This is a genomic window from Janthinobacterium sp. OK676 (assembly GCF_900103595.1).
Taxonomy (GTDB): domain Bacteria; phylum Pseudomonadota; class Gammaproteobacteria; order Burkholderiales; family Burkholderiaceae_D; genus Janthinobacterium.
On record NZ_FNHA01000008.1, the window covers coordinates 13,593 to 39,509 of the forward strand.

Here is a 25,917-nt window from a genome sequence, read left to right on the forward strand (position 1 = left end):
CTTGCTATCCACAGTGCGCCGGCATGATGGTTTTCGGAGTGTTAAAAATGGACTTGATTCAACAATTAGAGCAAGAAGAGATCGCCCGTCTGGGTAAATCGATTCCTGACTTCGCACCAGGCGATACCGTTATCGTCAGCGTCAACGTAGTCGAAGGTACGCGCAAGCGCGCCCAGGCTTACGAAGGCGTCGTTATCTCCCGTCGTAACCGTGGCCTGAACTCGAACTTCATCGTTCGCAAGATCTCGTCCGGCGAAGGCGTTGAGCGTACGTTCCAACTGTACTCGCCGCTGATCGCTTCGATCGAAGTGAAACGCCGTGGTGACGTTCGCCGCGCCAAGCTGTACTATCTGCGTGAGCGTTCGGGTAAATCGGCGCGTATCAAAGAAAAATTGCCAAATCGCCGCGTTGTGGCGAAAGCAAGCGCGTAATATCAGCGTCTGCGTTGGAAAAAGGGGTGCCTCTGATGGTGCCCCTTTTTTTATTCTGAATTGCTATTGAGGCAAGCTGCCATGGCCACCATTGCATTTGATCCAAAACAATTAGCCATCGATTCGATCGCCGGCGAAGCGGCGCTGGACGCCGCGCGCCTGACGCCCGAGTGGCTGCGCCAGCGCCTGGCCGAACAGCCCGACTGGCAGCCCGAGATTACCCAGGATTTTCTTTCCGCCCGCGCCGTGCCCGTGCGCGCCGCCGTGCTCATTCCGCTCGTGCAGCGCCCGGACGGCCTGACCATCTTGCTGACCCTGCGCACCGACCACCTGAGCAGCCATGCGGGCCAGGTCAGCTTTCCCGGCGGGCGCAGCGAAGCTTTCGATGCGTCGCCCGTCGCCACGGCCCTGCGCGAAACGGAAGAAGAGGTGGGCCTGGCGCGCGAGCACATCGAGGTGCTCGGTTGCCTGCCCGATTACCTGACGGGCACCGGCTACCAGGTCACGCCCGTGGTGGGCCTGGTGACGCCGCCGTTCGAGCTGCGCGCCGACCCGTCCGAAGTGGCGGAAATCTTCGAAGTGCCGCTGGCCTTCCTCATGGATGGTCTCAACCATCAGCGCCTGTCGGTGGAATTGCCCGGCGGGCGGCGCTCGTTCTACGCCATGCCCTACGAACGCTTCTATATCTGGGGCGCCACCGCCGGCATGCTGCGCAATCTGTTTCACCTCTTGCGCGCGTAAAATGGCGCCCCGCACGTAATAAGTTTGATTCCAGCACTGCACTGCGCTATCGTAGCGGGCATTGCGGTATTGCTGAAAAAGACAAAAAGGACGTTTGATGACATTTCTCTCCATACTTTGCGCATTGCTGATCGAGCAGCTCAAACCTTTGCGCGCGGACAATCCGATCTACGCCGAAATCAAGAGCCTGGCAATGCGCATGGAGACCTGGTTCAATGCCGGCCACGCCAACCACGGCCGCATGGGCTGGTTCCTCATGATCGGCGTGCTGATGGTGCCGACGGCAGGCATCTACTGGCTCTTGCTGCATTATCAGCTGACCCTGCTGGCCTTTGCCTGGAACGTCCTCATCGTCTACCTGACCCTGGGCTTCCGTCACTACAGCCATTACTTTACCTCCATCCAGCTGGCCCTGAGCGCCGGCGACGAAGCGACCGCGCGCACCTTGCTGGCCGACTGGACCAAGCTCGACACGGTGGGCATGGAAGCGAGCGAAATCGCCCGCATCGCCGTGGAAAAAGCCCTGGTCACCACGCACCGCAATGTCTTTGGCGTGTTTTTCTGGTTCCTCATGCCGCTGGGCCCTGCCTGCGCCGTGATGTACCGCGTGGCCGAATACCTGGCGCGCGCCTGGAACGAACCCGAGCACATGCGCAATGAAGCGTTCGGCCAGTTCGCCGCGCGCGCCTTTTACTGGATCGACTGGATTCCCGTGCGCCTGACGGCCGTGGCATTTGCCGTGGTCGGCAATTTCGAGGACGCCATCTATGCCTGGCGCAATTTCGCCCAGCGCTGGCAGGACGAGGCCATCGGCATCATCCTGACGGCCGGCGGCGGCGCCATGGGCGTACGCCTGGGCACGCCAGCGGAAACGGCGGCCCGCGTGCTCGTCACGCCGGACATGGCCGTCGATGACAGCGACAGCGAAAGCGATATCCTGCCCGGCGAAGAGCCGGGCGCGCGCGCCTTGCAGAGCACGGTCGGCCTTGTGTGGCGCGCCTTGCTGCTGTGGATGCTGCTGCTGTTGCTGATGTCGGGCGCCGTTTTCCTCGGCTGACGCGGGGCCTGGCGCGTGGAACAGGGTTAAAATAGGGGCTGGCGCGCAAGCGTGCCGGCCCCTGTTTGCATCGTCAGGGCAGATCGAGGTAGAACCCAAGTCTTCTATAAGATATAATACTGGCTTACCGCAGCAAACGTAGTTGAATTACCAGCCCGGCCTACCCGCCGGGGCCATTCACGCAATCCAGTCCCGACAAGCCACATGGCCGAGTTATCTCAAAAAACAGGGGAACTCTCAGACGAGTTCTTCATCCTTGGTCTCACCAGCAATGGCAAGCAATTCCGACCCAGCGATTGGGCCGAGCGCCTTTGTGGAGTGATGTCCTGTTTCAATCCCGAAGGCGGCGGGCGCAATGCGCACCTCCAGTATTCGCCCTACGTGCGCCCGACCGTCGTCAATGGCGTCAAGTCGGTGGTGGTCAACACCAAGCTGCGCGAGATCGAGCCGATGGCGTTTCACTTCGTGCGCGAATTTGCCAAGGATAACGACCTGCAGATCGTCGAAGCCTGCTTCCTGCCGCCCCCCGAAGATAAGTAAGATCGTTTCAATTGATTTGCCTCAAACCCGCCACGGCGGACTGGCGTAGCGTGGACACTCTGCCTCTAACGGAGTGGCGACATGCGCATCGGCGACATCTGTACCCTGCATACCATCCATTGCCAGCGTGACACCAGCGTGCAAGACGCGGCGCTGCTGATGCGCCAGCACCACGTGGGCGACCTGATCGTGGCCGAACAGCCGAACGGCGAGCGCGTCCCCATCGGCATCCTCACCGACCGCGACATCGTCATTTCCGTCATCGCCCTGGGCCTCGACCCCGCCAGCCTGCTGGTGGGCGACATCATGAGCGAGCAGCTGCTCACGGCCAGCGAAGACGAAGACGTCTACGACATCATCGAACGCATGCGCGTTAACGGCATCCGCCGCCTGCCCGTCGTCAATAGCCTGGGCGCGCTTTCCGGCGTCGTCAGCATCGACGACCTGCTTGCCTTCCTGGCCCAGGAAATGGCCGAACTGGCACGCATCAGCAGCGGCCAGCTCGTACATGAAAAGCGCACCAGAAAGTAGGCCTGCATTGCGCAATTCCGGTCAAGTCACGCCTGCCTGAAAATGCTACAGTCGCTGCTCGTTCAACGGGAAGCGTTCATGCACACTCTGGCCAAGGCACTCTGGTATATCGAATCGCATTATGCGGAGAATATCTCGCTCGGCGATATCGCCCGCGTGGGCGGCGCTTCACCGTGTCACCTGACGCGCGCGTTCGGCCTGGCCACGGGCCACTCCGTGATGCGCTATGTGCGGGCGCGCCGGCTCAGCGAGGCGGCCCGCGCGCTGGCCCAGGGCGCGCAAGACATCCTCGCCGTCGCGCTGCAGGCCGGCTACAGTTCCCATGAAGCATTTACGCGGGCCTTTCGCGACCAGTTCCAGGTCACGCCGGAAAAGGTGCGGGCCCGGCGCCACGTCGCCAACCTCGCGCTGGTCGACGCCATCAAGATGGATGTGGCGCGGGGTATGCCTTTGGAAGCGCCCCGTTTCGAACAGGGACCCGCCTTGCTCGTGGCGGGCCTCGTCGAACGGTATCGCGCAGAAACGGCCGCCGGCATTCCCGCCCTGTGGCAACGCTTCCTGCCCCATGTGGCGCCCGGCCAGCTGGTGTATGGCGTGTGCTGCAACAATGACGACGCAGGCAATTTCGATTACCTTTGCGCCATGCCGGTGAGCGACTTCTCCCAGGCGCCCGACGACTGGATGCGGCTGCGCATCGTCCCGCAGCGCTATGCCGTGTTCCAGCACCGCGGGCATATTTCCACCATCCGCACCACCTGGCATGCGGTGTGGAACGAGTGGCTGCCCCAGTCGGGCCTGGAAGTGGCCGACGCGCCCGACTTCGAACGCTACGACCGGCATTTCGATCCCACCAGCGGCAACGGCGGCGTGGAAATCTGGCTCCCCTTGAAAGCATGAGCATGCTCAATACCTTGTCTGCACCAGCCCTGTTCGCCGGTGGCGCCGCGCTGCGCCAGCGTCTGTTGCAAATTGCCGCCGCGCTGGCGGCGGGCTTGCCCCTGTACTGGGTGCTGGGGCCGCAGCCGCTGGGCCCGCTGGCCTGGTGCGCGCCGCTGCCCGTGCTGTGGCTGGCCCTGCGTTCGTCGCGCCGCGATGCGGCCTGGATGACGTTGCTGGCCGCCATGCTGGGCTTGTCATCGAACTTTACTTATTTCCGCCTGCTCATGCCCTTGCCGGCCGTGCTGGTCGTGATGCTCGTCAAGGCACTGTTGTGGATGCTGGTGGTGCTGGCCACGCGGCGCCTCGTGCTGCGCTACCGGGCACCCTGGACGGTGCTGGCCTATCCCGTGCTGTGGGTGGCCATCGATACCCTGATGGCGACCCTGCTGCCGGACGGTAACTGGGGCAGTCTTGCGTATTCGCAAGCCGATAACGTTGCCGTGCTGCAGGTGACGGCCCTGGCGGGCGTGCCTGGCCTGCTGTTTTTGCTGTGCCTGGCGCCCTCCGCGCTGGCCTTGCTGCTGGCGGGAGGCCGCGCGTATGCGCCAGCGGCGGGCATGACCGTGTTGCTGCTGGCGGCCGCGTTCGCCGGCGGCGCCTGGCGCGTGCACGGTGCGCCGGCGCCAACCGGCCCGCTGGCAGGGCTCGTGGCCATCGATGACTTTATCGGTCCGGCCACGCCGCCGGCGCGCGCGCAAGCCATCTGGGACCAGTACGCGCGCCATGTCGAACGATTGGCGGGGCAGGGCGCCAGGCTGGTGCTGCTGCCGGAAAAGATCGCCGTGCTGGCGCCCGCGCAGGCGGACGCCGTGCGGCGGCGTTTCCAGGCGCTGGCACGCGACACGGGCGCGTGGATCACCGTGGGTATCGGCGTGCAGGACGCTGCCGGCCGGCGCAATCTGGCCTGGCTGTTCGCGCCCGATGGGAGCGCGCCCGTCAGCTACCAAAAACACCATCTGGCGCCGCCCGAGCGCGAGTTTCTTGCCGGCAGCACGTATGCCGTGCAGCCGGTGGAGGGGCTGGCCATGGGCCTGGCCATCTGCAAGGACATGCATTTCGCTGCCCTGGGGCAGGCGTATGGCGCGGCCGGCGCGCAAACGATGCTGGTACCGGCTTGGGATTTCCAGCTCGACGCCTGGATGGGGGCGCGCATGACGGTGGTGCGTGGCGTGGAAAACGGTTATGCCGTGCTGCGCGCGGCGCGCGAGGGCGTGCTGACGGTCAGCGATGCGTATGGACGGGTGCTGGCGGAGCGGGCCAGCAGCGCCATGCCGGGCGGCACCTTGCTGGCGCCGCTGCCGGCACACCCGTCCGTCGCCACCCGGGCAGGATGGCTGGGGCCGCTGTTCGGCTGGTCGTGCGTGGCGCTGGGCGTGCTTTTGCTGTGCGTCGGCCGCCGCGCCGCGCCCGCCACCTGACGAGATTATCTATTTTGCTGCGGAGCACAAAAAACAGCTGGCGCGTGCATTTTCATATTATTCGCAGCGCAGCCATATAATGGCCGATCACCATTTCACCATTGCAGTGCATATACAGGCGCGATGCCCGTTATATATTGCACTGCAATAAGTGGTTTTCTCTGGTATTGAGAAATGCGTGAAACTGGTATTAATTGGTACTTAATTCCGCCACGAAGTCATACATATCGCCGCGGAAGTAGGAGCGGCAAAATTCCACGGCGCGTCCATCGCGCAAAAAGCCCAGCCTTTCCACCGACAAGCCCGCGTCGCCTTCCTCCGCCTGCAGCAGGCTGGCCTGCTCCCCCGTCAATAAAAGCGCGCTGAGCCGCTGCAAGGCGCGCACGGGCCGGTTGCCCGCCTGTTCCAGCGCGTCATACATCGATACGTCGACGGCGTCGAGTGCCGGCAGGCAGCTGGCGACGATGGTCGCGTACTCGAGGCACATCGGCACCTCGTCCGCATAGCGGATACGGTGGAAGCGGTACACGGGCGCGCCCGGCGACAGCCGCAGGCGCAGGGCCTCTTCCGGCGTCACGGTGCCCTCCGCGCGCTTGAGCCACACGCTGCGCGGCGTGCGTCCGCGCGCCCGCATGTCCTCGGAAAACGACGTCAGTTTGGCGAAGTTTTTCTCGATGCGCGTATTGATGAAATTGCCCGAGCCGGGACGGCGCACCAGCAAACCCTCGTTGACGAGGCCATCGATGGCCTTGCGCACGGTGATGCGCGAGACGGCCAGGTCGCTGGCCAGCTGGCGTTCGGCCGGCAGGGCTTCGTCGGGGCCGAGGATGCGCTTGTCGATCGCTTCGCGCAGCGCGCGCTGCAGTTGCTGGTACAGGGGCAGACTGCTCGTCTGCCCCAGGCCTTGCATGATGTGAGCCAGGGTTGTCATACGCTGAGGGTCTCCGTTACGGCGCGTTGCAGACGCGCTCTGTATCTGTTTTGTGTCGCTGGATAATACCAAAAAAGACCGTTGTAAAACCAATTTGAATTATCAGGCCGGCAATTTATACCTGCCCTCGCTGGTATTTACCCCGGCCATACGGGCTATAGATTGATTCAGCTGAAGTGGTCTGTGTGATTCAAACAACGTTATAAAAAAAAAGTTGCAACTGGTAGTATTCTGGTATTGGATAGTAGTATATTGGCGTTGAATTGGTTTTGTAAGTGGTTGTGCCGAAGGGTCTGCAGCGTGCTGGCAAGAATGGGCGGGCTGGAAAGAAGACCTACGTTAAAAATGAAAAGGTTCCAATCCTGGAGCCTAAATCAAGGGGGAGTACATGAAACGCAATTTGACACCTGCAGCTGCCGTCGTGAAATCGGGCTCGCGTAGCCGTACGCCGATCGCTGCGGCCGTTGCCGTGATGGTCGCCGGTCTGTCCTTTTCGGCACAGGCGCAGCAAGCAGCCGCCGAAGACGTGGCCACCGTGGTGACGGTGACCGGCGTGCGTGCCTCGCTGGAAAAATCGCTGAAGCAAAAACGTAATGCGGATTCCGTGGTGGAAGTGGTCACCGCCGAAGATATCGGCAAGATGCCAGACCGTAACGTGGCTGACGCGATCCAGCGCCTGCCAGGTGTGAATACCCAATCGTCCGCCGGTGGCGAAGGCGGCTTCGGCGAAAACGACCGCGTCAGCCTGCGCGGCACCAGCCCCAGCTTCCAGCAAACCTTGTTCAACGGCCACGCCATCAGCACGGGCGACTGGTTCGTGCTGAACCAGTTCGGCGGCAACGTCGGCCGCAGCAGCAGCTTTTCCCTGCTGCCATCGGAACTGGTGAGTTCCGTTGTCGTGCACAAGAGCGCCACGGCGGACCTGCCTGAAGGCGGTGTCTCGGGCGTGATCGACGTGATCACCCGCCGTCCGCTGGAATTCAAGAACCAGATCACGGCGGAAGGTTCGATCCAGGCTTTCCACAACGACCTGGCCGGCAAGACCGATCCGCAGTTCTCCGGCCTGGTGAACTGGAAGAATGACACGAATACCCTGGGCATCATGGTGCAGGGTTTCTCGCAAAAATCGACCGTGCGCCGCGATGGCCAGGAAATCCTCGGCTACACGCCGATCGCCGCAGGCAGCAACGCGGCCAAGGCCCATCCTGAACTGGCCGGCGTGAAAGTGCCGACCTTTATCGGCGCCAGCCTGTTCGAGCAAAAGAAAACCCGCGAAGGCGGCGCGTTCGACGTCGAATTCAAGCCCAGCAAGGACTTGACCCTGGACGTGAACGGCTTCTACTCGCAACTGAAGGCGCCGCATCAAAATACCAACTGGCTGGCCGCGCCTGCCAACTCGATCAACAGCACGGACGACAAAGGCGTGTCGACGGGCCAGGTGCCGACCAACTACACGGTCAAGAATGGCACGCTGACCGGCGCCACCTTCGCCAAGAACGCAGGCGAGGTCGATAATATCTACCGTCCTGATGCTGGCGGCGAATCCTACTATCTCGATTTCAACTTCAAGTACCGTGCCACCAAGGACCTGACACTGACGGGTAAACTGGGCAAGACCCACGGCGTCGGCTATGACCGCGACGATGTGTACTACCAGAACAACGTCGATGGCGGCATGGTGTATCAACTGAATGGCTTGAGCCCTGCCAGCGTTTCCTATCCGGGCGGCACCACCACCAAGCCAGGTTCGACGGCATGGGCCGGCGGCGGCGAATCGCGTTCCGTCGATCAGGAAAAATATGCGCAGATCGATGCCGAGCTGCGCCTGTCTTCCGGTATCTGGGATTCGGTCAAGTTCGGTGGCCGTCTGACCGATCACAAGCGCGATGCCGAGCATCCGTTTGAAACCCGTCCGGGCGCCCTGGGCTTCTCCAATCCTGGCCCTGCCTGGAATGGCACGATGTACCCGAGCGACTTCGCCAAGGACCTGGGCGGCAACCTGTCGAGCAACTACTTCAAGTACGACGGTTCAGCACTGGGTGCCTGGGGCGCCGCACCGGGCAACCGCCTGTTCGACTACGTGCGCCGCCATAACTGGACCGACGAGTTCAAGTTGAAGGAAAAAACTTCGGCCATCTATGCCATGGCCAACCTGACGGGCGACAACTGGAGCGGTAACTTCGGCCTGCGCGCCGTCCACACCAAGCAGTCGACCCTGGTGAACCAGGCCGGCGGTCCGATCACCGGTTCCGACTGGGGTGCGTACTCGCAGCATCTGTACGAGCGCAGCTACAACGACTACCTGCCGAGCGCCAACATCAAGTTCGACGTGCGCAACGACCTGGTCGTGCGCGCCGCCGTGGCCCGCACCATCGCCCGTCCCGACTACAGCGCGCTGGGCGGTTCGGTATCGCTGAACGACGACGCCTTGAGCGGCAGCGGCGGCAACGTCAACTTGAACCCGGTCAAGTCGGACAACGCCGAAGTCAGCGCCGAATGGTATTTCGCACCGAAGTCGGCTTTCTCGGTGGGCCTGTTCTACATGGACCTGAAATCGGTCGTGTCGAACGGTACCGTCAACGCCACGTACTTCAACAGCAAGCGTAATGCCAATGCCGTGTACCAGATCACGTCGCCATTCAATACCAGCGGCAAGAACAAGGGCGCGGAATTCAGCTACCAGCAACCGCTGTTCGGCGACTTCGGCATCCTGGCCAACTACACCTATGCCGACGGCAAGCTGGACAATGGTGATGAACTGGTCAATGCATCGCGCAGCACGTACAACCTGACGGCCTTCTACGAAGCCAACGCCCTCAGCGCACGCCTGGCCTACAACTACCGTTCCGCTTACAAGGCGGGCGTGGACCGTGGCGCCAGCCAGCACGTTGCCGGCGCGGGCGGCCTGGCCGGTTCGCTCAACTACAAGATCAACGAACACTTCACGATCACGTTCGATGCGCTTAACTTGACGAACACGACCATCAAGATGTACGCGGAAAACAAGGATCAGCCACGCGCTTTCTATAGCAACGGCCGTACCTTCTACCTGGGCCTGCGCGCCAAACTGTAAGCACGACGATCAGGCCTGATGCGCCCGCGTCAGGCCCGGTCTTCCTCGGTCTTTTCAAGGCAAGTTCCTGTTACGGGAGCTTGCCTTTTTTTTCGACGCCCGCTGACTGGGCGCCTGCCGTCTGTACTCATATAAAACCGTCCCGCCACCGTGTCGGACATCTATAACGAGGAGTCTATGAACAGTCGTTTGCACCCCGTACTACACCCCATCGCCGCCGCTGCGGCCTTGCTGTCCATGAGCATGGCGGCCCAGGCGCAGCAATCCCCCATGCAGGAAGTGGTCGTCACCGGCATCCGCGCCTCGCTGGAACAGTCGCTGAGCCAGAAGCGCAACAGCGATTCCGTGATCGACGTCGTCAGCGCGGAAGACATCGGCAAGCTGCCCGACAAGAACGTGGCCGACGCCGTGCAGCGCGTGCCGGGCGTGAACATTTCCTCGTCGGCCGGCGGCGAGGGCGGCTTCTCGGAAAATGACCGGGTCAGCATCCGCGGCACCAGCCCCAGCCTGACGCAAACCCTGATCAATGGCCACGCCGTGGGCACGGGCGACTGGTTCGTCACGGACCAGGTGGGCACCGTGGGGCGCAGCGTCAGCTTTGCCTTGCTGCCGTCGGAAATCGTCAGCCGGGTCACCGTGCAAAAGAGCGCCCAGGCGGACCTGGTGGAAGGGGGCGTGGCCGGCTCCATCAATATCGAGACGCGCAAGCCGCTCAGTTTCAAGCAGCCGTTTACGGCCGAGCTGGCCGTGCAGGCCATCTATGCGGACTTGCCGGGCAAGACCGATCCGCAAATGAATGCCTTGTTCAACTGGAAGAACGAAGCGAAGACCATGGGCGTGCTGTTCCAGGTGTTTTCCGAAAAACGCCACGAGCGCCGCGATGGCCAGGAATTCTTCGGCTATGGCGCCATCGACGCCAACAGCCCGGCCGCGCAGAAATATCCGGAACTGGCCGGCGTGCTGGCGCCGCTGGGCATCAACTCGGCCCTGTTCGAGCAAGTGCGCAAGCGCCAGGGCGGCAGCGTCGACCTGCAATTCAAACCGACTTCCGACCTGATGCTCGACGTCAACGGCTTCTATTCCAAGCTGGACGCGGCCAATTACAACCGCAGCTTTTATAATCAGCCGGGCGCCAACCTGAATGCCGTCGACAATGACGGCAAGCACGTGGGCGTGATTCCCAGTATGTTTACGGTCAAGAACAATACCCTGGTGGCGGCCGATTTTCCCGCGTCGCAGTTTCCTGCGGCCAACGCCACCACGCCGTACAACGGCCAGCTGTATCCGGCCCTGGTCGACCAGATCTACCGTCCCGGTTCGAACTCGTCGACCGCCTACATCGATGTCAACGGCAGCTACCGCGCCAGCGAGCGCCTGCGTATCACGGGCAGCCTCGGCTACACGCGGGGCATCGGCGAGACGCCCGTCGACCTCGGCTATGAGGCGGGCTTGACGGGCGTCGGCGTGTCCTACCAGCTGAACGGCCTGTCGCCGGCCAGGCTGAATTTCCCGGGTCTCGATATTTCCAGGTTCTCCAACGCGGTCACGGCATCGGCCTGGGGTTCGCATGTGGAAACCCTGGATACGGAAAAATATGGCCAGGCCGATAGCGAGCTGAGCATGGATTACGGCGTGCTGGAGTCGTTGAAATTCGGCGCGCGCTACGCGGAACACCACCGCAATGTGTCCTGGCCGGAAAACCGCAGCTGTGCCGTGTGCGACGGCACGACGAATGCGCCCTTGCCGAAGTGGAATGGCGGCACCTATCCCGGCGATTACGGCAAGGGCCTGGGCGGCAGCGCGCAGGGCCGCTACTGGCAGCTCGATCCGGCCGACCTGGTGGCGTGGGCCAACAAATACGACAATTCGGGTGGGCCGAATTCGCGCAACTGGCCGGCCGAACTGGACGTGAAGGAAAAGGATAGCGCGGCCTACCTCATGGCCAACCTGGCAGGCAACAAGTGGCGCGGCAATGTGGGTGTGCGCGTCGTGCGCACGCAGCAGACGACGGTGACGAACGTGCCGGGCGGCGAAAATCCGATCGGCCAGGAGAATATTTTCGGCACCTACACGCCCACCGTCGTCAAGCACAGTTACACGGATGTGCTGCCCAGCGCGAACATCAAATTCGACTTGAGCAAGGACTTGGTGGCCCGCGCGGCTGTGGCGAAAACCATGGCGCGCGCCGACTACAGCGCACTGGTGGGCGCCGTCAACCTGAATGACCAGTTGCTGACGGGCACGGGCGGTAATCCGGATTTGAAACCGATACGCTCGACCAACTACGACGCCACCCTGGAATGGTATTTCGCACCGAAGGCCATGCTGTCGGTGGGCGCCTTCTATATGGACATGAAATCGTACGTGACGTTTGGTACGGCGCCCGTGAGCTACTACAATAATACCTTCAAGAAATTCAACACCTACGTGATCCAGTCGCCGACGAATATCGGCGCCAAGAACAAGGGTGTGGAACTCAGTTACCAGCAGGGCTTGTGGGGCGGTTTCGGCGTGGTGGGCAATTACACCTATACGAATGGCAAGGCCGACGATGGCGCCGCAGTCGTGGGCAGCTCGCGCGGCACCTACAACCTGGAAGGCTATTACGAGGACGCGCGCCTGAGTGCGCGCCTGGCCTATACCTACCGCTCCAGCTTCCTGGCCGGCCTGTTCAGCAGCTCGCCCCAGTACGTGCACGGCGTGGGCAACCTGGCCGCGTCGATCAACTACAAGATCGACGAGCGCTATTCGCTGACCTTCGATGTGCTGAACCTGAATAACCCGGTGCTCAAGTATTACGGCGCCAACCAGGACCAGCCGACGGCCCTGTATTCGAACGGCCGTCAGTTCTACTTTGGCCTGCGCGCCAAGTTATAGGTTTTTTTTACCGGCTTTCCGCCACAAGCGGGGAGCCGGCTTTTATCTTTTGGAATTGCTTGACCATGACTATTGCTTCCCAACGCTACCTCGCCCTCGACGTCCTGCGCGGCCTGACCGTCGCCCTGATGATCGTTGTCAATACCCCTGGCGACTGGGGCAGCGTGTATGCGCCGTTTTTACATGCCGAATGGCATGGCTTTACCCTCACGGACCTCGTGTTTCCCAGTTTTCTGTTTGTCGTCGGCAATGCGCTGGCCTTTGCGCTGGGCAAGTATGAAAATCTGGGCCATGGCGCCGTGCTGGCCAAGCTGTGCAAGCGCAGCGCGCTGATCTTTTTGCTGGGCTTCCTGCTGTACTGGTTTCCCTTCTTCAAGATCGACGACGCGGGCCAGTTCGCCTGGTCGCCGCTGTCGCACACGCGCATTCCCGGCGTGCTGCAGCGCATCGCCGTGTGCTACCTGGCCGCCGCCCTGATCCTCCACTACTGGAAGACGCGCGGCGCGCTCGTCTTCAGCGCCTGCGCCTTGCTCGGTTACTGGGCCATCCTCGCGACCTGGGGCGACTACAGCTTGCACGGCAACGCGCCGGCCAAACTCGATTTGATCTTGCTGGGCGACAGCCATCTGTACCACGGCGAAGGCATCGCCTTCGATCCGGAAGGCATCCTCGGCACCTTGCCAGCGATCGTCAATGTGATTGCCGGCTACCTGGCGGGCAGTTTCGTGCGCCGCACGGCACCGGCGCAGCTGCGTGCCGCGCTGTATCGGCTGGTGGCGGCCGGCATCATCTGCGTGGCCGTGGCCCTGTGCTGGAACGAGGTATTCCCGATCAACAAGAAGCTGTGGACCAGCTCGTACGTAATGCTCGGCATCGGCCTGGACTTGCTGCTGCTGGCGCTGCTGATGTTCGTCATCGACGTGCGCAAGATCACGGGCTGGACCTACTTTTTTGAAGTCTTCGGCAAGAACACGCTCTTCATTTACCTGGTGTCGGAAGTACTGGTGATCATCGCGTTTACCGTGCGCATCGGAGGCGGCAATCTGTACCAGTGGCTGTACCAGCACTGGTTTACGGGCTGGGTGCCGGCGCGCGTGGCTTCCTTGCTGTTTGCCGTCAGCTTCATGCTGCTGTGCTGGCTGATCGCCTACGTCATGGACAAGCGCAAGATCTACATCAAGGTCTAGAATTTCAATTTCAGGCCGTAGCGCGTGGCCAGTGCGGTGAAGAGCAGCATCAGGGCGGTGACGGCCGCCGCATTCCACAGGCCGGCCGCGCCGCCCGTTTCCCAGTACGGCCACCAGAAGCGCGGCAAGTGCAGCACGGCCGCCAGTTGCTGCCACAGGTCGGGCACGATGTAGGCGAACAGGGCATTGGTGCCAGCGGGCAAGAGCACGACGGCCCAGGCGCGCCAACGCCACACGTCGATGACGACGTAAAACACGAGGAAGAGGGCCAGGATGAGGGCGCCGCACACGAGCGTGTAGGATTCCGTCGCCGCGATCTTGTTGATGTGGTGATACGGCCGCAACAGCATGCCGGCCGCGAACATGCCCAGCGCAAACCACGCCATGAAGCGGATGCGCTGCCCATGGTCCAGGGCGGCGCCGCGCAGGAAGAGCTGGCCCACCAGCGTGCCGGCCAGCACATTGGCCGTCGTCGAACCGAGCACTTGCGGCACGTTGACGATGGCGTTGATGCCTGCAGGCAGGAAATCGAGGCTGCCCGCCGTGCCGCCCATGTACAGCACGAGCAGCAGGGCAAACATACCCATCAGCGCCGTGCCGCTGCCCCGGCACGCCAGGTACAGCAGGCTGCACAGCAAATAGGACCAGCCTATCATGCCGAGGATGCCCCACCACGACGGTTGCAGCCAGGTACTGGAAAATTCCGCATTCAATTCGCCACGGAACGTCGCCAGCAGGAACAGCATCAGCGCGCCGCCGGCGGCCAGTTCCAGCTTGCCCGCGCCCTGGCGCCACAGCAGTATCATGGCCACATAAAAGAGCAGGAAGTACACAGCCTGCGGCAGCGGCGCCGCCTGCGCATCGTAGCGGTAGGCATTGGCCATTACCACGCCGGCCAGCATCAGGCTCGCGGAGCGCCACAGCAGGCGCCCCAGCAAGGCTGGCGTGACGTGGCCGCAATGGCGTTGCAAGGCCAGCGGTATGGCCATGCCGACCATGAACAGGAAGCCGGGAAAGACCAGGTCGGGCAAGGTGATGCCGTCGGCGCGAGGCCCCGCATGCTCGAGCCACCAGGCGATGCGGGGCATGCCGGCCAGGTAGTTGACCCAGATCATGATGACGATCACGCAGCCGCGGAAGGCGTCCAGGCTGGTCAATCGTTCGGCGGTGGCGGTGGTGGCTGGCGGCATGGGACAATGGCAAAGGTCGAAAAAAAAGCAGCCCCGGCGTGAGCCGGGAACTGCCTTGCGCATGCTGGCGGGAGCGGGAATTACTGTGCCGCTGCTGCCGGTGCCGCCGCTGGGGTGGCAGGACGGTTCAGCCACAGTATCCAGTAGCGGGCCAGGTCGCCCACGCCGTCGCCGCCCTTGACCGTTTCCAGTACCTTGATGGCTTCATCTTTCTTGCCGGCCATGGCGTAGGAATAACCGAGGCGCAGCTTGGCGTCTTCTGGACGCTTCAGGCCGCCCTTGGCGATGCCTTTCTGGATCAGGTCGATACCTTTGTCGAACTGGTCCATCGTGACGAAAGCGTAGCCGAGGTTGATCAAGCCCGTGCCATCCTTGCTCTTCATGGCCGATGCTTCGCCGCTGGCAATGTTTTTCGCATCGTCGGCGGCACCCTTGTTGGCCTGGTCGCGCAGTTTCTTGTGCTTGGCGGCATTCGCGCCCGTGCCCAGCACGCCTTTGGCAAAGCCCGCGTCGAGGACTTTTTTCGCTTCCGTCGGGAAGGCGTTCTGCAGGGCGATTTCAGCCATGTCGCTGTAATCTTGCGGCGGCATCGTGCCCACGGCCTTGAATTGCAGGCGCAGCACGTCCAGGGCGAAACGGTCGGAATAGCCGGCCTTGCCTTGCGTGCGGCTCAGCAGATCGCTCCAGTAGTCATCGGATGGGTAGTAGCGCACCAGGTTTTCCATGGCGACCAGGTAGGTGGCCGGATCCTTGCTTTTCGAACCCGTGTTGGCCAGCAATTGCAGTTCTTCGATCGTCGGCGTCTTGCCGGCCGCTTGCTTGGCCGTCAGGTCGGCCATCAGTTCCTGTTTCGCGCGCGCGAAATCATTGCTGAAGTAGTAGGCGCGGATGATGTACTGGCGCACGCCAGCGACGTCACCGGTTTCCGTCTGGTAACGGGTGAACCATTTGATGGCGTTCGGATAATCCTTGGCGTTGTAGTGGTAGTTGGCCAGCGCCTGGATGAAATCGCCTTGTACCTTTTTTTCCAGCTTGCCCGATTCGATGACCGCTTCCAGCGCCGTCATGGCCATCGGCGCATTGTTGGTGGTCGACGCCAGCGCCACGCGCAGGCGGTTCAGCACGAACAGTTCGTACGGTGTCAGGGCGGGAATGGCGGCAGCCTGGTCGATGCGGCTTTGCACGTCGGCGTAGTTTTTCGCATCCATCGACGCTTTCACGGCGTCCGGATCGAGCAGTTTGAACACTTCAGGACGCACCGTGTCGGCAGGTACGGCGGCGGGCGCACCGGCGGCAGCGGCCGGCTTGGCATCCTGCGCGTGCGACACGGCTGGCAGGACATTGAGGCCGATGGCGGCCAGGAGCAGGCTAAGGCGTGCAAGACGGAATTGGGACATGGGTTACCCTTCAATCAATAACAAAAATACGCACCGGCACTGGCAGCCGCAACAATCGTGCAGTGGCATTGCCAGAGGGGCAAGGAAGCTCGAAAAAACATCATTCTGCCAGTCTGCCTGCACAAGTCAAACAGAAGCGGCATGATACAAAACGGCTATTGTCACATAAACGGCTGAGCGGGTGCGGCAAACGTGCGCGCCAGGGCTCGCCCTTTGGCATCGAACAGCAGGCAGCGCTGCGGCGGCAGATGCAACCGCATGGCGTCGCCCGCGTGGCGCAAGCCTTCCTCGGCCGGCAGCTTGACTGCCAGCATATCGTTCACCCCCGGCATGCTGGCGTAAACGATGGCCACGTCGCCCAGGTATTCCACATGGCTGACGGCCGCGTCGACCACGTTGTCGCCCCCATTGGCACCGTGCCGCAGGCTGACGTGCTCGGCGCGCACGCCCAGGGTCAGCGGGTCGCCGGGCGTCACGCCATCACCCTGCGCCTCGACGTCGATGACGGTGCCGCCGGGCAGGCGCACGGCTACGGAGCCGGGACCACAGGCGACGGCCTCGCAAGCGACGAAGTTCATCTTCGGCGCGCCAAGGAAGCCGGCCACGAACAGGTTGCCGGGATTGTTGTACAACTCGTGCGGACTGCCTACCTGCTCGATGCGCCCGCCGTTGAAGACGACGATGCGCTCGCCCAGGGTCATGGCCTCGACCTGGTCGTGCGTGACGTAGATCATGGTCGTCTTCAATTCCTGGTGCAGGCGCGAGATTTCCACGCGCATCTGCACGCGCAGCGAGGCGTCGAGGTTCGACAGCGGTTCGTCGAAGAGAAAAACCTTGGGTTTGCGCACGATGGCGCGGCCGATGGCCACGCGCTGGCGCTGGCCGCCCGACAGGTCCTTCGGCTTGCGTTTCAACAGGGGCGTGATCTGCAGGATGTCGGCCGCGCGTTCGACGGCGGCGCGCACCTCGGCCTTTTTATGTCCGGCCAGCGAGAGGGCAAAGGCCATGTTCTCGTACACCGTCATGTGCGGATACAGGGCGTAGCTCTGGAAGACCATGGCCAGGCCACGTTCGGCCGGCGCGACGTCGTTGGCCAGCTGGCCGCCGATATGCAGCTCGCCGTCCGTGATGTCTTCCAGGCCGGCGATCATGCGCAGCAGGGTCGATTTGCCGCAGCCGGACGGCCCGACGAAGACGACGAATTCGCCGTCGCGGATATCGAGGTCGATGCCGTGGATGACGGGGTGCTTGTCGTCGTACAGCTTGACGATATTTTTTAAAACGATATGTGCCATGGCTTGTGCGATTCCTAGCTGGCGCTGGCCGGCGCGGATGTGGCGCCGGCGTCAGATGGGTCGGAGGTATCCTTCGGGCCGATGCGCATGAAGCGCGACAGGATCAATACGGGCACGGCCGACACCAGCACCCACAGGAAGAAGGTCTTGTAGCCGAGCGCCGTCTGGATGTCGCCGCTGATCATCTTGAACAGCACGAAGCCCAGCTGCATCACGCCGGTGGCGAACGCATAGTGGGCCGTCTGGTATTTGCCGACGGAGACCACCTGCATCATGAACAGGATCAGGCCGACGAAGCCGAAGCCATAGCCGAACATCTCCACGCTGAGCGCGGCCGTGATCAGGGTCAGGTCGGTGGGCATGCTGTGGCTCAGGTAGTAGAACACCAGGTTCGGCAAGTTCATGGCCAGGATCAGGAAGAACATGGCGCGCTTGAGGCCCAGCCACGACGTGAAGTAGCCGCCGCCGATGCTGCCCAGCAGGAAGGCGACGGTGCCGGCCGTGCCGTACACGGCGCCCACTTCCGTCGTCGACAGGCCCAGGCCGCCCAGTTCGCGCGCTTCGCGCAGGAACAGCGGGCCGATGGTCTGCACTTGCGCCTCGCCCGCGCGGAACAGGATGATGAAGGCGATCATGCCCCAGATGCCGGGCTTTTTCAGGAAGTCGACCAGCACGTCCCACAGGGTGCGGCTGATGCCCGCGACACTCTTGTCGGCCACGGCCGCATTGCGCACCTGCGGCAGCGCCCACAGGTGGTAGGCGGCCAGCGACAGCATCATGGCGCCGATGATCAGGAAGATGACCGACCATGCCGGCTTGATGCCGATTTTTTTCTCCAGGTAGCCGGCCAGGATCACCAGGCCGCCCAGCGAGATGAATTTTCCGGCATTGAAAAAGGCGCCTTGCCAGCCCGCGTAGGCCGCCTGCTGCTTGTCCGACAGGCTGGCGATATACAGGCCGTCGCAGACGATGTCGTGCGTGGACGAGGCCAGCGCGGCGACGAACAGCACGGCGATGCAGGCGGCGAACCACAGCGGCGTTTGCAGGGCCAGCGCGATCAGGCCCAGGCTCAGGCCGCCAAGGAACTGGAACAGCACCACCATGGTCTTCTTGCTCGACGCCAGTTCCAGGAAGGGGCTCCACAGCGACTTGAAGACCCAGGCAAAGCCGATCAGGCCCGTCCAGCGGGCGATCAGGTCGTTCGGCACGCCCATGCTCTTGAACATCAGGCCGGCCACCAGGGCCACGGCGTAGAACGGCAAGCCCTGGGCGAAGTACAAGGTGGGCACCCAGGTGATCGGGCTGCGGACTTTCTTGCTGATGCTGATGCGCTGGTCGTGCATGGGGGCTTCCTTATCGAGAGACGTTTTCATTTGACTGCGCCGTCCATGCCGCGCATGAAGAAGCGTTGGGTAAACAGGAAGGCGAGCAGGGTCGGCACGATGGTGATCAGGGTGCCGGCCGCGATCACGCGCGTGCTGCTGCCGAAGGTGCCGCGCAAGTACAGCACGCCCACCGACAGGGGAAATTCATCGGGCTTGCTCATGACGATGGAGGGCCAGATGTATTCGTTCCACGACTCGACGGCCGTGAGGATGCCGACGGTGGCCAGCCATGGCGTAATCAGCGGCAGCATGATGCGGCTGAAGATCACCCACTCGGACGCGCCATCGACACGCGCCGCGTCGATCAGGTCTTGCGGCACTTCCTCGAACGCCTGCTTGAGCAGCAAGATGGCCACGGCCGTCACCACGTTGGGCAGGATCACGCCCGTGTAGGTGTCGACCAGGCTCATTTGCGTAATGGTGATGAAGTTGACGAGGAAGTTGACCTCGGACGGCAGCACCAGGGTGGCCAGGATCAGGCCGAACACGAGCTTGCGGCCGCGGAACTTCAGGCGCGCCAGCGGATACGCGGCCAGTGAACACAGCAGCAGTTTCCAGAACACGGTGAACACGGCGATCAGCACGGAATTCTTGAAGAACGACCAGATCGGGATCGCCTTGAACACTTCGATGAAGTTGTCGAATGAGGGCGCCTTGGGCCAGAAGGTGGGCGGGAAGGCGAAGATATTGCCTTCCGTGGAAATGGCCGTCACCAGTGTCCACCAGAACGGGAAGACGCAGACGACGGCGATCGCGCACAGCACGGCGTAGTGGCCCAGGATGTGCAGGCGCGTTGTCAGGGGACGGGATCGTTTTTTCATGGTCAGCGGTGCTTCGGTTTCAGATAGCGCAGGCACAGCAGGGCGATGGCTATGCAGAACAGCGAGACGACGAAGCTGGCCGCCAGCGCGCGCGGCAGTTTCAAGTGTTTCAGGCCCTGGTCATACGCGTAGTACAGCGCCGTGAAGGTGGAATTCATCGGCCCGCCCTGGGTCAGCACGTCGACTTCCTGGTACGCCTTCAAAGCCGCCAGCACGGACAGGATGGAGCACAGCATGATGGTGGGGCGCAGCATCGGCACGGTGATCTTCCAGAAGCGCTGCCAGCGGTTGGCGCCATCGAGCATGGCCGCTTCCTGCATGTCCGAGGGGATAGCCTGCAGGGCCGCCAGGTACATCACCATGTACCAGCCCAGGCCGCGCCACAGGGTGACGAACATCACGGCAAACAGGGCCAGGCTGTCGTTCGACAGCCAGCCCACGGGCGCGTTCACGAGTTTCAGGGTCATCATCACGTAGTTGAGCGCGCCCTGTTCGTGGAACATGAAGCCCCACATGATGCCGACCACGGACACGGTGGTGACCACGGGCACGTAGAAGGCGGCGCGGAACAGGCGGATGCCGGGCAGGCGGTTGTTCACCAGCACGGCCAGCACGATGGCGCCCACCTGCACGAAGGGCACCATCAGCAGGAACATCAGCGAGTTTTTCAGGCCCGAGACGAACATCTCGTTGTTGAAGATGTAGCGGAAGTTGTCGAGGCCGACGAAGCGCGTCTCGCGTATCAGGCTGTAGTCGGTGAAGGCCAGCACGGAGCCGTAGCCGACGGGCCAGAAGGAAAATGCGGCCAGCAGCAGCAGGGCGGGAGTCAGGAACAGCCAGGCTTGCACGGTATGGCGGTGGGCGAGTTTCATGGTGTCCTCAGTGACGCGGCAGGGTGGCCAGCTTGCGGTTCCAGATGGCGACGGCCTGGTCCAGCGCCTGCTTGACGTCCTGCTTGCCCGTGACCCCGGCCTCGACGGCCTTCACGAGCGAGCGGCGCAGCTCGTCGTAGTCGTCGATGCCGGCCACGTACAGGGTGCGCGCGTGGCCCATCGACAGGGCGCCGGCGGCCACCGCCTTTTCGGCCGCGCCCGCGTTTGCTGGCGTGGCGAGAAAGAACGGGTCGGCCGCCGCCTTCACGGTGGTGGGAAAGACGCTGGCCTGTTTGGCGAAGGCCAGCTGGTTCTCGTCGTTCGTCAGGAAGCGCGCGAACTTGCCGACCGCCGGCAGCTGGCGCGCCGGCACGCCTTTCGGAATGGCGAAGTGCACGAGCCAGCCGCCATCGGCGATGCCGGTCGGGCCCAGCGGCGCGGGCGCCACGTCGGTGATGGCGTAGATGTCTTTCGCATCGCCGCAGATGCGCTGCATGGCCGTCGGCGGCGCCAGCAGCATGCCCAGGCGACCGCCCTTGTAGGCGTCGATCACGGCCGGGAAATTGTCTTCGGCGAACAGGCTTTCTTTCAACAGGCCTCCCACCTTGTAGGTGTCGGCCAGTTTCTGCACCAGCGCCACGTGCTGCGGCGAATTGAAGACGGCGCGGTTGTCGGTGATGACGGCCAGGCCCTGTTGCATGAACAGGCCGTCGATCTTGGACAAGGCGGGGGCGATGCCGGCCTTGCCCGTGCGTTGCGCGATCTGGCGCGCGTACGCCAGCTGTTCATCGAGGCTGGCGGGGCCGCGCGTGAGGCCCGCCTGCTTGAAGATGGCGGTATTGAAGGCGATCACCGCGACATTGCTGTACATGGGAAAACCGTAGGTGCGGCCCTTGAAGCGCAAGTCGTCCAGGGCGCTGGGAATGTAGCTGGCGCGCGCTTCCCCGATCAGTCCATCGACGGGGCTGAGCAGGCCGTCGCGCGCGAATTCGTCGGCCCAGGGCACGTTCAGGCTGACCAGCGCGGGCGGCGTGCCGGCCACGATGCGCGTGACCAGCTTGGTCTGGATGACGTCCCACGGGAAGTCGATCCATTCGATCTTGACGCCGGGATTCTGCGCCTCATAGCGCGCCACCACCGCATTGAAATACGGCGTGAACTTGGGCTTCATGCTGAAGGTCCAGAATTCGATTTTCTCGGCAGCCCATGCCTGCGGCGCGAGCAGGCCCGCGCAGGCAACAACCGCCAACAGTCTCTTGATCGTCATTTTTATCCTGGAGCGCGAAGCTCCAATGTCCATGAGTCCGCGGCGCGGGTACATGCCCTTGCCGTCGCTTATATGCGTGCTGCTGCCGGCAGCCGCGCCCCATGTGGGGGGGCGCAGCTGCCGGGTAGTGCTTAATTGGTCTTGGTGACCTTGCTCAAGTGACGCGGCGCATCCGGGTCCATGCCGCGCGCGGCCGACAGTTTTGCCGCCATCACGTAGAAGGACTGGATGGCGACGATCGGATCGAGGTCCGGCGTGGCCGCCACGGGCAGGGTCAGGTCGCGCTCGGCCACGTCGGCGGGCGCCGCCAGCAAGACCTTGGCGCCGCGGCCGCGCATTTCGCTGGCCAGTTGCAGCAGGCCGGCCTGGGTCGGCCCGCGGGTGGCGAAAATCAGCAGCGGGTAGCCTTCTTCGATCAGGGCCATCGGGCCGTGCTTGATTTCGGCGCCGCTGAACGCCTCCGCCTGCAGGGCCGACGTTTCCTTGAATTTCAGGGCCGATTCCAGCGCCACGGGGAAGCTGATGCCGCGTCCGACGACCATGATGTTGCGGGCCGGGGCCAGCACGTCGATGGCCGGCGACCAGTCGACGCGGGTCGCTTCGAGCAGCGCCTCCGGCAGCGCTTCCAGGCCGCCCAGCAGCTCGGGGTCGTTCTGCCACTGTGCCACCATGCGCGCACCGGCGACCAGGCTGGTAATAAAACTTTTGGTGGCGGCGACGCTTTGCTCCTTGCCGGCGCGCAGGGGCATGGCCCACTCGGCGGCGTGCGCCAGCGGCGAATCGATGTCGTTGACGAGGGCCACGGTGGTGGCGCCGCCGTCGCGGAAATAGCGGATCGGCTCGACCACGTCCGGGCTCTGGCCCGATTGCGAGATCGAGATGGCCAGGGTGTCGCGCGTCACCAGCGGCGATTTGTTCAGGGTCACCAGCGACATCGGCAGCGATGCCACGACACGGCCCAGGCGCGCCATGATCAGGTAGGCGACGTAGTTGCAGGCGTGGTCGGAGCTGCCGCGCGCGATGGTCAGCGCGGTCGAGAATGAGGTGCTCCTCAATTTGCGGCCCAGTTCCGCGTAGCGTTCCGTGTCGCTGGCCAGTTGCAGGGCGACGCATTCGGCGGCGGAAATGGCTTCTTTAAGCATCATTGAGGTCACAGATTTCTCCTTCTATATACACAGCTTTGAGTTTGAGATCGCGATCGAGTACCACCAGATCGGCGTAAGTGCCGGGGGCCAGCCGGCCGCGTTCTTCCAGGCCCAGGTAATCGGCGGCGTTGGTTGACACGCGCTTGGACGCGTCGGCCAGGTCCAGTCCCAGTCCCACCAGGTTGCGCAGCGCCTGGTCCAGGGTCAGGGTGCTGCCCGCCAGCGTGCCGTCGGGCAGGCGCACGCCGCCCATGCATTTCTGCACGGCGTGGCGGCCCAGCATGTATTCGCCGTCCGGCATGCCGGTGGCGGCCGTCGAATCGGTAACGCAGTACAGGCGCGGGATGGCGCGCAGGGCCACCTTGATGGCGCCCGGGTGCACGTGCAGCAGGTCGGGAATCAGCTCCGCATATTCGGCGTGCGCCAGGGCGGCGCCGACCATGCCCGGCTCGCGGTGGTGCAGGCCGCTCATGGCGTTGAACAGATGCGTGAAACCCATGGCGCCGTGCTCCAGCGCGGCCACGCCGTCTTCGTAGGAGCCGAGCGTGTGGCCGATCTGCACGCGCACGCCGGCGTCGGCCAGCGCCCGCACCAGGTCCAGGTGGCCGGCGATTTCCGGCGCCACGGTGATGACGCGCAGCTTGGCCAGTGTTTGCAGGCGTTCGATTTCAGCCAGCGTGGCGGCGCGCGCGAAGTTCGGCTGCGCCCCGAGCTTGCCGGAATTGATGTACGGGCCTTCCAGGTGGGCGCCCAGCACGCGCGCCGTGTTCGGGCGGCGGTGGTTGGCGGCGATGCCGATGGCCGTCAAGGCCATGTCGATGTCTTCCGGCGGCGCCGTCATGGTGGTGGCCAGCAGGCTGGTCGTGCCGTGGCGCGCATGGATGGCCGCGATGGCATAGACGGCGTCGCCGCCTTCCATGATGTCCTTGCCGGCGCCGCCGTGCACGTGCAGGTCGATGAAGCCGGGCAGAATATAGTCGTCGCTGTTGTTCGACGGGTGAAGGGAATCGCCCGTGATGCTGTCGACGCGCTCGCCGAAGGCGATGGCGCCGTGGATCCAGCCGCCGGGGGTAAGGATATTGCCTTTGATAGTGCTGCTCATCTGCGCGACTCCGCTACGAATTCATAATAATCACTGCGGCAATACGAGTGGGTCAGTTCCACCGCTGCGCCGTTGTCGAGATAACTGACACGGGTGATGTGCAGCATGGCTTCACCCGTCTTGATGTTGGCCAGCTTGGCCTGTTCCGCCGTGGCGTTGACGGCGCGGATATGCTGCAGCGCGCGCATCGGGATGGTGCCGCGCGACTCCAGGTAGCCGTACAGCGAATCGGTCACCTGCTGCGGGTCCGGCATATACAGGGCGGGGATGGTGGTCGTTTCGATCGCCATCACCACTTCATCGGCCGTGCGCAGGCGGCGCAGGCGCGCCACCGGCATGTGCGGCGACAGGCCCAGCGACAGCAGTTCCAGCGGCGCGGCCGAGCCGATGTCGCGCTGCAGCCAGCGCGAGCCGGCCGTGAAACCGCGCTGGCGCAATTCTTCCGAAAAGCTCGTCAGGCGCGACAGCGGCTGTTCCAGCTTGGGCGTGATGTAGGTGCCCGAGCCGCGCTTGCGCGTCAGCATGCCCCGGTCGCACAGCATGTCGATGGCCTTGCGCGCCGTGACGCGCGAAATTTCCAGGATGTCCGACAGTACGCGCTCGGAGGGCAAGGCCTGGTTGGCGCGCCAGTCGCCGCTGGCGATGCCGTCCGACAGCATGTTCGCCAACTGCATGTAGAGCGGCGTGTCGCTGGCCGGATTGGGTTTGAAGGCGGACAGTTTGGCCAGCATGGTCATTGCTCCTGCAAGTGCTTGCGGATCAGGCGCAGACCGCCTGCGGCCGAGTCGCCCTGTGCCGGCACGACCAGTTTCAACAGTTCCGCCGGCAGGTAGCCCGACAAGGGCGCCGCCAGGCCGCCGCAGAGGGCCACGGGCAAGGCGCCGGCCGGGTCGAGCGCCCTGGCGATCAGCGCGATCTGCCGGCCCGCGTCGACCAGGATGGTGTGCGCCACGGCATTGCTGGCCGCGTGTTCGAGCACCAGGCGCGCCAGTTGCGCGAAATTGGTCTGGCTGGCGGCGGCCAGCCACACTTGCATGGCGTCGCGCTGGCCGCCGCATGCGTCGATGATGGCCGTGGCGAAGGCGCTGCCGGGCACGCGGCCGTCGACCACTTGCTGCGCGTGGTTGATGGCGCGCATGCCGATCCAGGCGCCGCCGGCCTCGTCGCCGGATGGGAAGCCCCAGCCGCCCACTTCGTGGCGGCTGCCGTCCGCGTGCAGCACTTCGCCCACGCTGCCCGTGCCGATGGCAACGATGGCGCCCGGCTGGCCCGCATGCGCGCCCAGCAGGGTGGTCAGGGCATCCGATTCCAGCGCCACATGGGCATAGCCGGGATTGTGTTCGACGAAGCTGGCGGCCCACTGCTTGTTGTGCACGCCGGCCAGGCCCAGGCCGATGGCCATGCGCTGCAGCGACGGCTGTTCCAGGCCGGCCGCGCGGAAGGCCAGGGTGACGGCGTGCGCGACGGAGGTCCACGCCCGTTCGATGCCCAGTCCCAGGCCCGATGGGCCGCTTTGTCCCTGCGCCAGTTCCTGGCCGTCCAGGCGCGCCAGGCGTACGCGGGTACCGCTTCCCCCGCCGTCGACGCCGATTATGTATTCGATCATGTTGTGCAGTCCCGCGTTTGGTTGAGTGCGCCTGTCTCGGTTCTTTTATTTGTCGGGCGGCGAAAAAGCTGAAGGCACTATATTGTCGCCCCGAGGGCTTGTCAACAGGTAT

At 63.5% G+C, this 25,917-nt stretch carries 22 protein-coding genes; 10 read left to right on the forward strand and 12 right to left on the reverse strand.

All coding sequences use genetic code 11. From position 1 onward, the window contains the following. The first annotated feature begins 47 nt into the window (after window positions 1-47). The 7 genes from rplS to BLU39_RS16440 all read left to right on the forward strand — a co-directional run bounded on the left by rplS (window position 48) and on the right by BLU39_RS16440 (window position 5,657). On the forward strand, window positions 48-431 hold the full coding sequence (rplS, locus tag BLU39_RS16410) for a 50S ribosomal protein L19 (protein WP_035825414.1): 384 nt from the start codon (window positions 48-50) through the stop codon (window positions 429-431). Window positions 432-512: 81 nt separating this feature from the next. Beyond that, window positions 513-1,172, forward strand: a complete 660-nt coding sequence (locus BLU39_RS16415) for a CoA pyrophosphatase (protein WP_092714787.1) — start codon at window positions 513-515, stop codon at window positions 1,170-1,172. 97 nt (window positions 1,173-1,269) lie between these two features. Then, window positions 1,270-2,229, forward strand: coding sequence for a CobD/CbiB family protein (locus tag BLU39_RS16420; protein ID WP_092714789.1), 960 nt, complete (start codon window positions 1,270-1,272; stop codon window positions 2,227-2,229). A gap of 204 nt (window positions 2,230-2,433) precedes the next feature. Next, window positions 2,434-2,769 (forward strand): DUF3579 domain-containing protein, encoded by a 336-nt coding sequence (locus tag BLU39_RS16425; protein ID WP_092714791.1) that lies wholly within the window; start codon window positions 2,434-2,436, stop codon window positions 2,767-2,769. Window positions 2,770-2,850: 81 nt separating this feature from the next. Continuing rightward, window positions 2,851-3,300, forward strand: a complete 450-nt coding sequence (locus tag BLU39_RS16430; protein WP_092714793.1) for a CBS domain-containing protein — start codon at window positions 2,851-2,853, stop codon at window positions 3,298-3,300. 78 nt (window positions 3,301-3,378) lie between these two features. Continuing rightward, a complete protein-coding gene (locus BLU39_RS16435; RefSeq protein ID WP_092714795.1) occupies window positions 3,379-4,197 on the forward strand; it encodes an AraC family transcriptional regulator in 819 nt (272 codons plus the stop codon). Next, on the forward strand, window positions 4,194-5,657 hold the full coding sequence (locus BLU39_RS16440) for a carbon-nitrogen hydrolase family protein (protein ID WP_092714797.1): 1,464 nt from the start codon (window positions 4,194-4,196) through the stop codon (window positions 5,655-5,657). Before BLU39_RS16435 ends, BLU39_RS16440 begins: the two co-directional genes overlap by 4 nt. Before the next feature lie 190 nt (window positions 5,658-5,847). Here BLU39_RS16440 and BLU39_RS16445 read toward each other — a convergent pair whose 3' ends face one another. Continuing rightward, complete coding sequence (locus BLU39_RS16445) at window positions 5,848-6,588, reverse strand: GntR family transcriptional regulator (RefSeq protein ID WP_034759852.1); 741 nt, start codon at window positions 6,586-6,588, stop codon at window positions 5,848-5,850. Between the two features lie 388 nt (window positions 6,589-6,976). On the opposite strand from BLU39_RS16445, the gene BLU39_RS16450 reads away from it, so the two are divergent. The 3 genes from BLU39_RS16450 to BLU39_RS16460 all read left to right on the forward strand — a co-directional run bounded on the left by BLU39_RS16450 (window position 6,977) and on the right by BLU39_RS16460 (window position 13,725). Next, window positions 6,977-9,661 carry a TonB-dependent receptor gene (locus BLU39_RS16450; protein WP_092714799.1) on the forward strand — a complete coding sequence of 895 codons (2,685 nt, stop codon included), beginning with the start codon at window positions 6,977-6,979 and terminating at the stop codon, window positions 9,659-9,661. Window positions 9,662-9,838: 177 nt separating this feature from the next. Continuing rightward, window positions 9,839-12,538, forward strand: a complete 2,700-nt coding sequence (locus BLU39_RS16455) for a TonB-dependent receptor (protein ID WP_175539340.1) — start codon at window positions 9,839-9,841, stop codon at window positions 12,536-12,538. 65 nt (window positions 12,539-12,603) lie between these two features. Beyond that, on the forward strand, window positions 12,604-13,725 hold the full coding sequence (locus tag BLU39_RS16460; RefSeq protein WP_092714801.1) for an acyltransferase family protein: 1,122 nt from the start codon (window positions 12,604-12,606) through the stop codon (window positions 13,723-13,725). On the opposite strand, the gene BLU39_RS16465 is transcribed toward BLU39_RS16460, so the two are convergent. The 11 genes from BLU39_RS16465 to BLU39_RS16515 form a co-directional block, all read right to left on the reverse strand. Next, entirely contained in the window at window positions 13,722-14,915 is a 1,194-nt protein-coding gene (locus BLU39_RS16465; protein ID WP_157808891.1) for a DUF5009 domain-containing protein, read from the reverse strand. The two genes, BLU39_RS16460 and BLU39_RS16465, sit on opposite strands and share 4 nt — an antisense overlap. Before the next feature lie 80 nt (window positions 14,916-14,995). Beyond that, the gene (locus tag BLU39_RS16470; RefSeq protein WP_092714805.1) at window positions 14,996-16,312 is read right to left on the reverse strand and encodes a tetratricopeptide repeat protein; all 1,317 of its coding nucleotides are present in this window, start codon (window positions 16,310-16,312) and stop codon (window positions 14,996-14,998) included. A gap of 161 nt (window positions 16,313-16,473) precedes the next feature. After that, entirely contained in the window at window positions 16,474-17,607 is a 1,134-nt protein-coding gene (locus tag BLU39_RS16475) for an ABC transporter ATP-binding protein (protein WP_092714807.1), read from the reverse strand. Between the two features lie 14 nt (window positions 17,608-17,621). Beyond that, window positions 17,622-18,950, reverse strand: coding sequence for an MFS transporter (locus tag BLU39_RS16480; protein WP_092714809.1), 1,329 nt, complete (start codon window positions 18,948-18,950; stop codon window positions 17,622-17,624). A 26-nt stretch (window positions 18,951-18,976) separates the two neighbouring features. Beyond that, window positions 18,977-19,813, reverse strand: coding sequence for a carbohydrate ABC transporter permease (locus tag BLU39_RS16485; protein WP_046685314.1), 837 nt, complete (start codon window positions 19,811-19,813; stop codon window positions 18,977-18,979). Between the two features lie 2 nt (window positions 19,814-19,815). Then, entirely contained in the window at window positions 19,816-20,685 is an 870-nt protein-coding gene (locus tag BLU39_RS16490) for a carbohydrate ABC transporter permease (protein ID WP_092714812.1), read from the reverse strand. A 7-nt stretch (window positions 20,686-20,692) separates the two neighbouring features. Continuing rightward, a complete protein-coding gene (locus BLU39_RS16495) occupies window positions 20,693-21,952 on the reverse strand; it encodes an ABC transporter substrate-binding protein (RefSeq protein WP_092714814.1) in 1,260 nt (419 codons plus the stop codon). Window positions 21,953-22,083: 131 nt separating this feature from the next. Beyond that, a complete protein-coding gene (locus BLU39_RS16500; protein WP_092714816.1) occupies window positions 22,084-23,097 on the reverse strand; it encodes an SIS domain-containing protein in 1,014 nt (337 codons plus the stop codon). Continuing rightward, window positions 23,087-24,199, reverse strand: coding sequence for an N-acetylglucosamine-6-phosphate deacetylase (gene nagA / locus BLU39_RS16505; protein WP_092714818.1), 1,113 nt, complete (start codon window positions 24,197-24,199; stop codon window positions 23,087-23,089). Before nagA ends, BLU39_RS16500 begins: the two co-directional genes overlap by 11 nt. Then, window positions 24,196-24,930, reverse strand: coding sequence for a GntR family transcriptional regulator (locus BLU39_RS16510; protein WP_052140116.1), 735 nt, complete (start codon window positions 24,928-24,930; stop codon window positions 24,196-24,198). The genes nagA and BLU39_RS16510 overlap by 4 nt, the downstream gene beginning before the upstream one ends. A gap of 2 nt (window positions 24,931-24,932) precedes the next feature. Beyond that, a complete protein-coding gene (locus tag BLU39_RS16515) occupies window positions 24,933-25,805 on the reverse strand; it encodes a glucosamine kinase nucleotide-binding domain-containing protein (RefSeq protein ID WP_092714820.1) in 873 nt (290 codons plus the stop codon). Window positions 25,806-25,917: the final 112 nt, after the last annotated feature.

Coding starts and splice junctions, on each gene's coding strand:
- rplS (WP_035825414.1), top strand. CDS start 48: ATGGACTTGATTCAACAATTAGAGCAAGAAGAGATCGCCCGTCTGGGT.
- BLU39_RS16415 (WP_092714787.1), top strand. CDS start 513: ATGGCCACCATTGCATTTGATCCAAAACAATTAGCCATCGATTCGATC.
- BLU39_RS16420 (WP_092714789.1), top strand. CDS start 1,270: ATGACATTTCTCTCCATACTTTGCGCATTGCTGATCGAGCAGCTCAAA.
- BLU39_RS16425 (WP_092714791.1), top strand. CDS start 2,434: ATGGCCGAGTTATCTCAAAAAACAGGGGAACTCTCAGACGAGTTCTTC.
- BLU39_RS16430 (WP_092714793.1), top strand. CDS start 2,851: ATGCGCATCGGCGACATCTGTACCCTGCATACCATCCATTGCCAGCGT.
- BLU39_RS16435 (WP_092714795.1), top strand. CDS start 3,379: ATGCACACTCTGGCCAAGGCACTCTGGTATATCGAATCGCATTATGCG.
- BLU39_RS16440 (WP_092714797.1), top strand. CDS start 4,194: ATGAGCATGCTCAATACCTTGTCTGCACCAGCCCTGTTCGCCGGTGGC.
- BLU39_RS16445 (WP_034759852.1), bottom strand. CDS start 6,588: ATGACAACCCTGGCTCACATCATGCAAGGCCTGGGGCAGACGAGCAGT.
- BLU39_RS16450 (WP_092714799.1), top strand. CDS start 6,977: ATGAAACGCAATTTGACACCTGCAGCTGCCGTCGTGAAATCGGGCTCG.
- BLU39_RS16455 (WP_175539340.1), top strand. CDS start 9,839: ATGAACAGTCGTTTGCACCCCGTACTACACCCCATCGCCGCCGCTGCG.
- BLU39_RS16460 (WP_092714801.1), top strand. CDS start 12,604: ATGACTATTGCTTCCCAACGCTACCTCGCCCTCGACGTCCTGCGCGGC.
- BLU39_RS16465 (WP_157808891.1), bottom strand. CDS start 14,915: ATGCCGCCAGCCACCACCGCCACCGCCGAACGATTGACCAGCCTGGAC.
- BLU39_RS16470 (WP_092714805.1), bottom strand. CDS start 16,312: ATGTCCCAATTCCGTCTTGCACGCCTTAGCCTGCTCCTGGCCGCCATC.
- BLU39_RS16475 (WP_092714807.1), bottom strand. CDS start 17,607: ATGGCACATATCGTTTTAAAAAATATCGTCAAGCTGTACGACGACAAG.
- BLU39_RS16480 (WP_092714809.1), bottom strand. CDS start 18,950: ATGCACGACCAGCGCATCAGCATCAGCAAGAAAGTCCGCAGCCCGATC.
- BLU39_RS16485 (WP_046685314.1), bottom strand. CDS start 19,813: ATGAAAAAACGATCCCGTCCCCTGACAACGCGCCTGCACATCCTGGGC.
- BLU39_RS16490 (WP_092714812.1), bottom strand. CDS start 20,685: ATGAAACTCGCCCACCGCCATACCGTGCAAGCCTGGCTGTTCCTGACT.
- BLU39_RS16495 (WP_092714814.1), bottom strand. CDS start 21,952: ATGACGATCAAGAGACTGTTGGCGGTTGTTGCCTGCGCGGGCCTGCTC.
- BLU39_RS16500 (WP_092714816.1), bottom strand. CDS start 23,097: ATGATGCTTAAAGAAGCCATTTCCGCCGCCGAATGCGTCGCCCTGCAA.
- nagA (WP_092714818.1), bottom strand. CDS start 24,199: ATGAGCAGCACTATCAAAGGCAATATCCTTACCCCCGGCGGCTGGATC.
- BLU39_RS16510 (WP_052140116.1), bottom strand. CDS start 24,930: ATGCTGGCCAAACTGTCCGCCTTCAAACCCAATCCGGCCAGCGACACG.
- BLU39_RS16515 (WP_092714820.1), bottom strand. CDS start 25,805: ATGATCGAATACATAATCGGCGTCGACGGCGGGGGAAGCGGTACCCGC.